We start from the raw sequence: 11,463 nt of genomic DNA on the forward strand, positions 1-11,463 counted from the left end.
GCGGTTTCGTCGAGGCCCGGGACAGGGGCGGCCCGCCGACCACAGGGGAAGGTCGGCGGGCCGCGCGGCAGGCACCCTGTGGGTGCGGCTCGGGGGTTCAGCCCAGGTGGGCTGCGTCGATGGCGGACTGCAGGCTCTGCTGGTAGGCCTCGCTCGTGTAGGTGGCTCCGCTCACCACGTCGATCTGGGCCGAGTGGGCGGCGAGCGCCTCCTGGCGCAGCACGGGGGCCGCGCCGGCACTGATCGACACCGAGGTGCGCGAGCTGTCGGTCAGCTTGAGGGCGTGGACGTCGGTGATCCGCGTGCCGGTGAAGCTCACGCGCACCTGCACGGAGCCGTACTGCGTGACGACGACGGCGCCGTCGACGGTGCCCGACCGCGGCACGGCCGAGGCCGACGTGGCGGAGGGGGCCGAAGACGCCGACCGGCCCGTGGCGGACGCGCCGCGCGAGGACCCGGACGACGCCGACCCCGGGTGCGATCCGGAGTGCGCCGACGGGCGGGGTGGCGCGGCGGCGACCGGCGTGCCGGCCTTGGCGGACGACAGGACGTGCAGGCCGCCGACCGCGGCGTGCTTCGGGGCCAGACCGCTCGCCCACGAGGCGCCGAGCGTCAGCAGCCCGGCCACCCCGACGATGGTCGTCGTCGTCTTCCTCACCAGGAGAACCTCTCGTCGTGGATGTGCGTCCTGGGGATGCCGCCCTCGAGCAGGCTGCGGTGGACGAGGCCCATCCAGCCGCCGGGGCCGCAGACGTAGGCCTCGTGGCGGCGCAGCTCGGGCACGAGGTCGGCGAGGCGCTCGGCGTCGGGGCGGCGGTCGGTCACGTCGGGCGGGAGCCACGAGCCGTCGGCGGGCGGCCCGACGAGCAGGTGCAGGCGGTGGCCGCCGACAGCGGTCAGGTGCTCGAACTCGTCGCGGAGCGCGAGCTGCGAGGAGTCGTTGGCGCGGTAGACGACCGTGACGTCGCCGGGCGCCGCGTGCCCGTGGCGCACGAGCTCCTCGAGGATGGAGCGCACGGGCGTCACGCCGATGCCGGCGGCGAGCAGGAGCACGCGCCGCCGCACGCGGGACCGCGCGGTGAAGCCGCCGTACGGCCCCTCGAAGAGCACGCGGGTGCCGGGCCGCAGGTGGGCCAGCCGGCTCGAGTGGTCGCCGAGCTCGCGCACCGTGATGCGCAGGTGGCGTCCGTCGGGTGCGCTCGAGATGGACCACGGGTGCGCGGTCGCGAGCAGTCGCGGGCTGGCGAACCGCCAGTTGAGGTACTGCCCGGCGTGCACGGGCAGCCGGTCGAGGCGGCGGCCCTCCATCCGCACCGACCACACGCCCGGCGTCTCCTCCACGACCTCGCTGACGCGCAGGCCGTGCCGCAGGCTGCGGGCGACGGGCACGAGCACGCGCCACCAGAGCACGGCGGCGGCGACGAGGACGAAGAGGGTCCACCAGTACGCGCGCACCCAGGCCGTCGCGGTGAAGTCGGAGCCGATGGACAGCTCGTGGGGCACGGCGAGGACGACGGCGGCATACGAGGTGAGGTGCACGAGGTGCCACCACTCGTAGGAGAGGCGTCGGCGGGCGATGCTCACCGACGTGACCGCGACGACGACGAGCAGGCTCGTCGCGACGAACGCGAAGAGCAGGTCGCTGCCCCCGGTCAGGAGGCGGAACGTCTCGACGGCCGGGGCGAACGGGCCGTGCAGGCCGTCGCGCGCCGCGTAGCCGAGCACGATCGCACCGACGTGCACGAGCACGAGGGGGACCGTGACGCGGCCGAGCACGCGGTGCGCCTTGAGCGCCCGGTCCATGCCGTAGACGCGGTCGATCCACGGCACGCGGGCGGCGAGGACGAGCTGGAGCAGGAGCAGGTTCATGGCGACGAGACCCGTGACGCGGCCGACCGCCACGAGGATCGTGCCGGCGCCTCCCGCCGTGAGGTCGTGGCTGCCGCCGCTCAGCAGGAACTGCGCGACGATGACGAGCAGGCTTGCGACGGCGAGCGTCTCGAGGACGTCGCCCGTGCGGGCCTGCCAGCGACGGAAGGCCGCGCCGCGGCGCAGGGCCTGGCGCACCCTGATCGGGGTGGCTCGGTGTGGTGCGATGGTGGTGCTCACGGTCTCGATGGTCGTGATCGGATCTCAGAAAGTTATGAGTCGTGCACGAGGGGGTCGGGACATGACCGAGACGCAGCCGCGGGTGCCGCCCCTGCGCCCCCGCCTCCTGCTCGTCGAGGACGACGCCGACCTCTCCCAGATGCTCGCCGAGCTGCTCGACGAGGAGGGGTATGCCGTCACGGCCGTCCGTGACGGGCAGGCCGGGTTGCACCGTGGTCTCGTCGACGACTGGGACGTCCTCGTCGTCGACCGTGGCCTGCCCGGCATCGAGGGTGTCGACCTCGTGACCCGCCTGCGCTCGCGCGGGCTGACCGCGCCGGTGCTCCTCCTCACGGCCCGCGGCACGGTGGCCGACCGCGTGGAGGGCCTCGACGCCGGTGCCCAGGACTACGTCGTCAAGCCCTTCGACGTCGACGAGGTGCTCGCGCGCCTGCGCGCGCTGCTGCGGCCCGTCGGCGTCGCCGCGAGCGAGCTCCCCGTCGGCGCCCGCCGCCTCGTCGTGGGCCAGCAGCGCGTCGTCGGCGGGGAGGGCGAGGTCATGCTCTCGGGTCGCGAGGCCGCTCTCCTCGAGACGCTGGCCCGCCGGCCGAGCCGGGTCTTCACCCGCGACGAGCTGCTCGCCGCGGCCTTCGACAACGCGGACACCCTCGGCGCGGTCGACACCTACGTCTACTACCTGCGGCGCAAGCTCGGGAAGGCCGTGATCGAGACGGTGCACGGCGTCGGCTACCGGCTGGGCACCTCGTGAGGCGTCCATCGTGGCGGGGCGCCATCGGTGGCGACGGCCGATCCCGTTCTGCTGCAACGGATCCGCTGCGCCGGGCCTCGCGCTCGGTCGCGCTGCGCGTCGGGGCGACGACGGCGCTCGTCGTGCTCTTCGCGATCGTCGGGGCGGCGCTGCTCTTCGACCGCCAGCAGCTGGCCGAGATCCGGGGGCGCGTCGAGACCACGGCCCGCACGGCCGACGACGTGGTCGACGCCCCGCCGGGGACCTGGCTCGCGCGCCTGACCCCCACGGCGCAGGAGACGACGCGCTCGATGCCGCCGGCCCTGGCCGAGGCCGTCGTGGCGACGGGTGACGACGTCACCGGCCGGACGAGCTACACCGCCGACGACCGCACCTGGCCGGCATGGGTCGACCGCCGCGAGGGGGTCGCCTACGTCGCGGTCTACGACATCCGCCTGCACTCGGGCGAGGAGCGTCGCCTGCTCGTCTCGACGGCCGCGGCGGGGGGTGCCGGTGTGCTGCTCGCGGCCCTCACCGGCCTGCTCGCGGGGCGGCGCGCGGTGCGACCCCTCGGCGAGGCGATGGAGCTCCAGCGCCAGTTCGTCGCCGACGCGTCGCACGAGCTGCGCACGCCGCTCGCGGTCCTCAGCACCCGGGCGCAGCTGCTGCGCCGCCACCTCGTCGCCGACGCCGCCGGCGACCCGGCGGCTGCCCGGCGGCTGACCGAGGTCGACCAGCTCGTGCACGACACGCGGGCCATGGCCGACGTCGTCTCCGACCTGCTGCTCTCGGCCCAGCTCGAGCACACCGAGCAGCCGGCCGGGCGCGTCGACGTCGACGAGCTCGCCGCCGAGGTCGTGCGCTCGCTGACGCCGTATGCCGCCGACCGCGGGGTCACGCTCGTCGACCGCACCGATGGGCGTGAGCCGCTCGTCGTCGACGGGGTCCGGGCCAGCCTCCGGCGGTCGGTGCTCGCGCTCGTCGACAACGCCATCGCGCACTCCCGGCCGGGCACCGAGGTCGAGGTGCGCGTCGTGACGGAGGGCGACGAGGTGCACGTCGACGTCATCGACCACGGCACGGGCGTCGACGTTGCCGACGTCGAGCGGCTCTCCCGCCGGTTCGCCCGCGGCGGTGACGAGTCGGCCGGCCGACGCGTCGGCCTCGGCCTCGCGCTCGTGACGCAGATCGTGCGGTCGCACGGTGGGCGGCTCGCCGTGTCGGAGACCGCCGGCGGGGGCGCCACCTTCTCGCTCATCCTCCCGAGCGGCGCGCGACCGGCCTGACCGGCGGCGGCGTGGCCGGGCCGGGGGAGCCGGACCGAGAGCGGGTCAGAGGGCGGCGAGCACGCGTTCGCCGACGTGTCGCATGCCCCGGAGCACCGCCCAGACGGTGAGGTGGTCGAGGGAGGTGCCGGGCGCGGGCTCCCAGTTGGCCACGGCCGCCCAGGTGATGGTGCGCCCGCCGGCGCTCACGGCGCCGACGTCGGCGCGCACGCCGGCGTCGGTCCCGGTCTTGTTCCAGAGGCGCACCGGCAGGTCGAGCGAGTCGTGGTGCGCGATCGGGTCGAGCCCACCCTGCTCGACGAGGGCCGCGCCGACCATCGACTGGTCGACGTTCGCCGAGAGCCACTGGCGCACCCTGCCGTCGGCCTCGGGCCCGACCGCGGTGCTGCTCGCGAGGCGGCTCATCAGCGCACTGAGCTCGTCGGCCGACCCCGTCGACAGCGTCGCCGGGTGGTCGGCGCCCCGGACGTCCCTGACCCGGTCGTGCAGCGCGGTCGAGCGCAGCCCGAGCGCGGTGGCCCGGGCCGCGACCTCGGCGAGGCCGATGCGGGCGAGCAGGACGTTGGTCGCCAGGTTGTCGGAGACGGCGCCGACGAGCGCGGCGACGTCGACGAGCGGCAGCGTCTCGACGGAGAGCGTGTGCCAGAGCCCGGAGTCACCGACCCACTGCTCGAGGTCACGGGTGAGCGGCTCGTCGGGGGAGACGTCGCCCGCGGCGAGCGCCCGCGCCGTCTCCACGAGGAGCAGCACCTTGCCGACCGAGGCGGTGCGCAGGGGCAGGTCGCCGCCGACCGCACCCAATGCCACCCCGGCCGCGTCGCGCACGCACACCGACCACGTGACGCCGCCGGCGCTCGGGAGCTCGAAGTCCATCTCAGGCAAGGGAACCCAGCCACGTGGTCAGGCCTGCGCTCACGCGGTCGGGAGCCTCCTCGGTCAGGAAGTGTCCGGCGCCGGCGATCTTGACGTGCCGGTAGTCGCCGGGCACGAAGGCCCCGGAGCCGTGCGTGGCCGCCGCGACGACGCATCCGTCGTCGGTGCCCTGCAGCTGCAGCACCGGCACGCGGATCGCCCGGCGGATGCGCCGCATGAACATCGGGCCGTCCGGGCGCACCGACGACCGGCCCAGCCAGCGGTAGTGCTCGGCGGCCGAGTGCGCGACGAAGGGGATCCGCATGGCGTCGCCGTAGCGCGCGACGTCCTCGCTCTCCGGGTAGCTGCCGAAGGGCGAGGACCAGCTGCGCAGCAGTCCCTCGACGTACTCGTGCGACCGCGCCATCTCACGTTCGGGCACGAACGGCTTCTGCAGCCCCGCGATCCACGAGGAGGCCCGCCGCTGCTCGGGGTTCGTCCACGTCGCGTGGCGCATGATGCGCGGGTGCGGCATCGACAGCGAGGCGACGCCCCGGGTCACCTCGGGCCGGAAGACGGGCATGCACCAGGCCACCCAGCCGCCGAGCCCCTGACCCACGACGACGGCATCCTGCTCGCCGAGCGCGCGGATGACGCTCGCGGCGTCGAGGGTCGCGGTGTAGGTGTCGTAGCCGCGGGGCGGCTTGTCCGACCCGCCGTAGCCGCGAAGGTCCATGGCGGCCGCGCGGAAGCCGGCCTCCGCGAGCGCGACCATCTGGTGGCGCCACGTGTACCAGAACTGCGGGAACCCGTGCAGGAGCAGCACGAGCGGCCCCTCACCGGTCTCGGCGACGTGGAACCGGGCGCCGTTGGCGGAGACGAAACGGTGCTCCCAGGGTCCGTCGATGTTGACGAAGGAGGCGTCGACGGACATGGGGGCGGCGGTGCCCGCGGTCAGGCGTCGCGGGACGGGTCGACGACGGCAGCCGCCGGCGCCCCGGCGGCCGGCAGGTCCTTGCGGTCCCAGGCGGGGCGGGGCGCCGGCACGGTCGTGCCGGGGTGGGCCGTGGCCGACTTGATGGCGGCCACGGTCTGCTGCGCCTCGGCGATCGTCTTCTCCGGAGTGGGGTTGACGGTCTTCATCTTGCGCACGCCGAGCAGGGCGAGCACACCGGCCACGAGGAGCATGACGACGGTGACGATGAGGAAGCTGAGCCACCGGGGCAGGCCGAGGGCCTGGATGCCCTCGGCGAGCGTCGTGAAGAGGAAGTAGACGGAGTAGAAGGCGACGACGGCGGCGGCCGCGAGCAGCCCACCGCCGAGACCGGCCTTCTTGACCTGACCGGAGAGCTCGGCCTTGGCGAGGGCGATCTCGCTGCGCACCAGCGTCGAGATGTCCTCCGTCGCGGACGCGACCAGCTGGCCCAACGTGCGCTCCTGCCGGGGATCCGTGCTCATCGGCTCACTTCCTCGGTTCGTGTCGGTGGTCGTGCCAGGTCGTGTCAGGTCGTGTCGGGTCGCGCCGGGCTCGTGCCGTGGACCCTGGGTCGTGCCGCGGTGGCCGCGGCTCGACGCCAACCCTACTGCGGGCTCCGTACCCGAACGCGTCGGGCAGGCGACATCACGCGCGTTCGCAGCTCTCGTCGTAGACGTCCGGCACGCCGTCGCGGTCGAGGTCGGCGGTCTCGCGCGCCTCGACGAGCCGGTAGTGGCGGTTGCGCAGGCGCAGCACGACCGTCGCGAGGAGGGCGGCGATGAGGCTGCCGGCGAGCACGGCCAGCTTGACGTGGTCGTCGCGCTCGGAACCCGTGCCGAAGGCGAGCTCGCCGACGAGGAGGCTGACGGTGAAGCCGACGCCGGCGAGGAGCGAGAGCCCGAGGACGTCGGTCCAGCTGAGGTCCTCGTCGAGCTCGGCCCGGGTGAACCGGGCGACGGCCCACGTGCCGCCGAAGACCCCGACGGCCTTGCCGACGACGAGCCCGACGACGACGCCGACCGCCGCCGGGTCGCGCAGCACCGCGCCCACGTCGGCGCCGACGGTCACGCCGGCGGCGAAGAAGGCGAAGACGGGCACGGCGAAGCCGGCCGAGAAGGGGCGCAGCCGGTGCTCGAGCCGCTCCGCGAGCGAGTGGCGGTCGGGGTCGTCCTCGACCTCGCGGTTCACCGGCACGAGGAGGCCGAGGAGCACCCCGGCGACGGTCGCGTGGACGCCGCTCGCGTGCACGAAGCCCCACGCCAGCAGGGCGGGAACCGCGAGGACGGCCGGGTTCGTGATGCGCCGGCGCAGCAGCATCCGCCAGGCCGCGAGGGGAACGGCGGCTGCGAGCAGCCAGAGCAGGGCCACGGACTCGGTGTAGAAGACCGCGATGATGGTGATGGCGATGAGGTCGTCGACGACGGCCAGCGTGAGCAGGAACGAGCGGAGCGCGCTCGGCAGGTGCGTGCCGATGACGGCGAGCACCGCCAGCGCGAAGGCGATGTCGGTGGCCGTCGGCACGGCCCAGCCGCGCAGGACGTCGCCGAGGGCGCCACCCTCGGCCCGGTTGACGACCAGGGCGGTGACGACGAAGAGCACCGCGGGCAGCACGACACCGCACACGGCGGCCGCGATGGGCAGCGCCGCCTTGCGGCGGTCCGACAGGTCGCCCGCGACGAACTCGCGCTTCAGCTCGATGCCCGCGACGAGGAAGAAGACGGCGAGGAGCCCGTCGGCCGCCCACGTGCCGAGCGAGAGGTCGAGGTGCAGGGCGTGGGGGCCGACCGTGGTGTCGCGCAGGGTGGAGTAGGCGCCGCTCCACGGGGAGTTCGCCCAGACGAGCGCGACGACGGCCGCGGCGAGCAGCACGGCCCCGCCGACGGTCTCGGTGCGCAGCAGCTGGGCGACGTAGCGCGCCTCGCGCCACGTCCCGCGGCCCAGGAGGCGAGCGGCGGTCGGCGTGGCGGTCCCGCGATCGTTCGTGGCGTCGGGGGTGGCCTCGGGGCCGGCGTTCTCGGGGTGGGGCGAGTCGGGCGTCATGACGTCCTTCGGGGTGCGCGGCAGGGACCGCCGACCAGACTTCCCGGCACACCATGCGGCATCGGGCGCCGCGACGACCCGATCCTACTGGTCGGACGGGGGCCCGGTCGAAGGCGACCAAACGGCCCTCAACGCATCAATCAGTGCCGAAACGGCCAAAGAAGACCTTTCAGGCAACGGTCCGGGGGGCCGTGGTTGCTCTCGTACATTGGGTGGCGGGGCGGGATTCATCCCGTGGGAGCACTCGTGGGGGGTTGCATCATGGACGCACGCGTCGAGCCTGGTTGGTACTACGCCGGAGACGGCCTGCTGCGGTTCCGCGACGAGCACGGATGGACGTCGAACGTCCTGCTCGCCGAGGACATCCGCGGGCTCGAGTGGCCCCCGCCGCCGCCCGAGCGGACGGCCGGGCCGGTGACCGACGGGGAGCCGGCGGCGGACGCCACGCGCCGCCGGGGTGCCGAGGCGCCACCGGCCGAAGGTGGTCGGGGGATCAGGCGCCGGCTGCGGCGCCGCGCGGCAGGCCGCCACGCCGGCAGCCACCGAGCCTCCGCCTGAGCTGCGCGCCGACTACTCGACGAGCCGGACCGGGTTGGCCTCGAGGCTCGCCGACCACGTCGTCGTGTCGGCCGGCTGGTTGCCCGTGCCGTAGTCGTAGGACAGCTTCCACCAGCAGGCGTTCGGGTCGGAGTCGGTGCAGCTGTACGACGTCGGGATCGGCACCGAGACGGTCTGCCACTTGCCGTTGAACGCGCTCGACGCGGTGAAGGTGCAGCTCGCGAGCGAGGTCTGCGGCCCGGTGCCGGTGCAGCCCGTCGGCGTCGTGCCCGAGGGGTTGAGGATCTTCACCGTGCCGGTGCCGCTCGAGTCGCCGATGTCGAACAGTCGGATGCTGAGGCGCTGCCCGGCGGCCGCGGTCGGCACGCGGGCGAGGTAGAACTTCGTCTGGGCCGACGGCAGGTTGGCGTAGACGGCCATCTTGGAGAAGCCGGAGATGGCGATCGCGTCCTTGGCCGACGAGTCGGTCGTGGAGTAGGCCCGCAGGCCGAAGCGGTTGTGGCCGGAGGCTGCGTCGGCGCCCGTGCCGTTCGTCTTGACCTGGATCATGTACTGCCCCGCGGGCGCGTTGGCGATGGTGCAGAGCGGCGCCCACTTGCGGAAGACGTTGTAGGTGTCGATCGGCATCGTCGCGACGTTCGAGAGGTTGTGGCCCGCGTAGGTCTGGTCGCAGCCGGGGACGGCGGGGTAGGTCGCGGGGTCCCAGAAGACGGTCGACGGACCGGCCCGGCGGACGGTGAACTGCGTCGACACCTCTCCGGTGCCGCCGAAGCGCACGTCGCCCGTGCAGTAGGGGGTCGTCGCGCCGGCCGCGTAGCGCGGGTCGACCGCGCCCGCGCGGTCCTTGCCCTTGAGGGCGGCGTTGTTGCAGAGGTCGCCGACCGCGACGAAGGCGGGGTCGAAGGCCTCGACCCGGAAGTTCGTGACCGCTCGTTGGAGCGTCACGACGTAGTAGTAGCCGCTCTCGTCGTAGTCGGTGTTGGTGCTTCCGGAGCAGCCGTCGACCCCGCCGCCGCAGACCTTGTTCTGGTAGGCGTCGCCCGAGGCCTTGGAGGCGCCGATGCTGCCGACGTTCGCCCAGAACTTGCCGGCGTCGCTGCAGTTGCCGCTGCGGTTGGCGGTCTCGGGGTCGTCGCCGAACTCGTTGCAGGGGCTGCCCATCGACAGCGGCGCGAGGTAGTCGGCCATCGCCGAGCGGGTGATCGTCGTCTTCGGGATACCGAAGAGCGGGCCGAAGAAGTTGTCGACCGTGCGGGTCACGGTGACCCGCAGGCGCGAGGGCTGGTTGCCGAGACGCGGCGTCACGGTCGTGGAGTTGACGCCGTTCGGGAAGCCGTTCTTCGTGGCCAGCACCTGGGCCGTCGAGAAGGCGGCCGTCTGGTTGCCCGGGAGGCTGGGCACGCCGCCGAGAGCCGCGGCGTCGGCCGCCTTCTGGGCCTGGCTCGCGACGACGTACCAGTGCCCCACGTCGACGGTGAGGGCGCACATGCAGAGCATGACCGAGCTCATGAGCGACATCATGATGGCGACGTAGCCGCGCTCGTCGCGCCGCCGAGCGAGGCGAGCGAGGCGCGCGAGGCGGCCGGGGCGACTGCGTCCACCGGGACGCGGAACGCGGCTCACTTGCACCCACCGCCGTTGGTCACGGGCAGGGGCTCCAGGGACATCACCACGTGCTCGCGCAGGGTCAGGCTGCGGAAGAAGAAGTTGCTGACGGCCGGGTGCTCGACCTCGAGGTAGACGCCGACCGAGTCGTGCAACGGGTCGGCCGGGCAGGCGTTCTGGCTGCCAGAGCTCCACGAGTTCGACAGCTGCACAAAGGCTTTCGTCGTGCCGTCCCATCGGTAGGTGACGCAGCTGGTGCACGACGAGAACGAGCTCCCGCCGCCGAGCGGGTACCCCGCGGAGTCGGCCTTGTAGACCCACATCTTCTTGACGTCGGCCATGTTGATCGCCGTGCTGCTCTTCGCGACGGCGCGCGCAGCATCCTTGGCGAAGTCCGTCTGGCGTGGCTCGGCGGACGCGATGCGGGCGCCGGCCCGGACGGACGAGCTCATCGTCAGCTTGTCCTTGAAGACGAGTCCGAACTCGACGATGCCGAGCACCAGGACGAGCAGGAGCGGCGTGATGATCGCAGCCTCGACGGCGACCGCCCCGCGATCGCGGCTCCCGGTCGTCCGACGACGCATGACCCTCCGCATGTCCCCCCACCCCTCTGATCGGTTTCGTCGCCGACAGTAGGCGAGCCATCCCGCGCATACGTGAGGAATCGGGCAAACTAGCAGGTTCCTTGCGGATGCTCTGGGTCGGACGGCCGGAACGGGACCGTGGACCACGCCGTCGCCGGCGGCCGGCTGTGGGACGACCTGCTTCGATCGGGTCCGACCCGCCTCGACCGGCGTCGGCGTGTCGGGAATCGTCAACGAAGGGGCACTTGCAAGGATTCCGCTAGTTTCACCCAATTTCGACGTTTTCGGGGACAGCCGCGGTTCCGGGTTCCTAATGTTCCCGTCGTCGGGTCCACACCGGGTGGGCCCCGTCGGGAGGAACCCCAATGACCAAGCTCGCAGCCAAGGTCCAGACGCTCGTCAACGTCAACAAGGACAAGGGCGCCACCGCCGTCGAGTACGGCCTCATGGTCGCGCTCATCGCCGTCGTCATCATCGGCGCCGTCGCCGCGCTCGGCGGCAAGATCAGCAACATGTTCAACGACGTCGCCACCAACATCCCGTGATCGGTGGGTGTGGCGGCGGCTGAGCCCGTCTCGACCGCCGCCACACGTCGTCGACGACCAGGGGGGCTGGGTGTCGACGACCTCTCGTGTGGTCCTGGTGCAGTCGCCGACTCGTCGCGGCCGCAGGGCAGGCACACCCGCTCGTGCCTCTTGCGCTCCACGTCGCCCCGTCGCAGCCGCG

At 73.2% G+C, this 11,463-nt stretch carries 12 protein-coding genes; 4 read left to right on the forward strand and 8 right to left on the reverse strand.

The features are described 5' to 3' along the window. Window positions 1–97 precede the first annotated feature (97 nt). Together ABD979_RS14060 and ABD979_RS14065 are read right to left on the reverse strand one after the other, a co-directional pair. Complete coding sequence (locus ABD979_RS14060) at window positions 98–658, reverse strand: FMN-binding protein (RefSeq protein ID WP_345508112.1); 561 nt, start codon at window positions 656–658, stop codon at window positions 98–100. Next, a complete protein-coding gene (locus ABD979_RS14065; RefSeq protein WP_345508113.1) occupies window positions 655–2,109 on the reverse strand; it encodes a ferredoxin reductase family protein in 1,455 nt (484 codons plus the stop codon). Before ABD979_RS14065 ends, ABD979_RS14060 begins: the two co-directional genes overlap by 4 nt. A 61-nt stretch (window positions 2,110–2,170) precedes the next feature. Here ABD979_RS14065 and ABD979_RS14070 point away from each other — a divergent pair, with 61 nt between their 5' ends. Both ABD979_RS14070 and ABD979_RS14075 read left to right on the forward strand, forming a co-directional pair. Beyond that, window positions 2,171–2,857: a response regulator transcription factor gene (locus ABD979_RS14070; protein WP_345508114.1), complete on the forward strand. Its 687-nt coding sequence runs from the start codon at window positions 2,171–2,173 to the stop codon at window positions 2,855–2,857. Beyond that, on the forward strand, window positions 2,854–4,122 hold the full coding sequence (locus tag ABD979_RS14075) for a sensor histidine kinase (RefSeq protein WP_345508115.1): 1,269 nt from the start codon (window positions 2,854–2,856) through the stop codon (window positions 4,120–4,122). Before ABD979_RS14070 ends, ABD979_RS14075 begins: the two co-directional genes overlap by 4 nt. Before the next feature lie 45 nt (window positions 4,123–4,167). On the opposite strand, the gene ABD979_RS14080 is transcribed toward ABD979_RS14075, so the two are convergent. The 4 genes from ABD979_RS14080 to nhaA form a co-directional block, all read right to left on the reverse strand. Further along, on the reverse strand, window positions 4,168–4,995 hold the full coding sequence (locus ABD979_RS14080) for a serine hydrolase (RefSeq protein ID WP_345508116.1): 828 nt from the start codon (window positions 4,993–4,995) through the stop codon (window positions 4,168–4,170). A 1-nt stretch (window position 4,996) separates the two neighbouring features. Beyond that, a complete protein-coding gene (locus ABD979_RS14085) occupies window positions 4,997–5,908 on the reverse strand; it encodes an alpha/beta fold hydrolase (protein ID WP_345508117.1) in 912 nt (303 codons plus the stop codon). A gap of 20 nt (window positions 5,909–5,928) precedes the next feature. After that, window positions 5,929–6,432: a phage holin family protein gene (locus ABD979_RS14090; RefSeq protein ID WP_345508118.1), complete on the reverse strand. Its 504-nt coding sequence runs from the start codon at window positions 6,430–6,432 to the stop codon at window positions 5,929–5,931. 163 nt (window positions 6,433–6,595) lie between these two features. Further along, window positions 6,596–7,990, reverse strand: a complete 1,395-nt coding sequence (gene nhaA, locus ABD979_RS14095) for a Na+/H+ antiporter NhaA (RefSeq protein ID WP_345508119.1) — start codon at window positions 7,988–7,990, stop codon at window positions 6,596–6,598. 261 nt (window positions 7,991–8,251) lie between these two features. Between nhaA and ABD979_RS14100 the strand changes: the two genes are divergently transcribed. After that, window positions 8,252–8,548: a hypothetical protein gene (locus ABD979_RS14100; RefSeq protein WP_345508120.1), complete on the forward strand. Its 297-nt coding sequence runs from the start codon at window positions 8,252–8,254 to the stop codon at window positions 8,546–8,548. Between the two features lie 12 nt (window positions 8,549–8,560). Here the strand turns inward: ABD979_RS14100 and ABD979_RS14105 are convergent, their stop codons facing one another. Both ABD979_RS14105 and ABD979_RS14110 read right to left on the reverse strand, forming a co-directional pair. Continuing rightward, window positions 8,561–10,171, reverse strand: coding sequence for a pilus assembly protein TadG-related protein (locus ABD979_RS14105; RefSeq protein WP_345508121.1), 1,611 nt, complete (start codon window positions 10,169–10,171; stop codon window positions 8,561–8,563). Beyond that, window positions 10,168–10,737, reverse strand: a complete 570-nt coding sequence (locus tag ABD979_RS14110) for a TadE/TadG family type IV pilus assembly protein (protein WP_345508122.1) — start codon at window positions 10,735–10,737, stop codon at window positions 10,168–10,170. The genes ABD979_RS14105 and ABD979_RS14110 overlap by 4 nt, the downstream gene beginning before the upstream one ends. A 365-nt stretch (window positions 10,738–11,102) precedes the next feature. Between ABD979_RS14110 and ABD979_RS14115 the strand changes: the two genes are divergently transcribed. After that, window positions 11,103–11,282, forward strand: a complete 180-nt coding sequence (locus ABD979_RS14115; RefSeq protein WP_345508123.1) for a Flp family type IVb pilin — start codon at window positions 11,103–11,105, stop codon at window positions 11,280–11,282. The last annotated feature ends 181 nt before the right edge of the window (window positions 11,283–11,463 follow it).

It is taken from the genome of Terrabacter aeriphilus, assembly GCF_039542985.1.
GTDB classification, from domain to species: Bacteria; Actinomycetota; Actinomycetes; order Actinomycetales; family Dermatophilaceae; genus Terrabacter; species Terrabacter aeriphilus.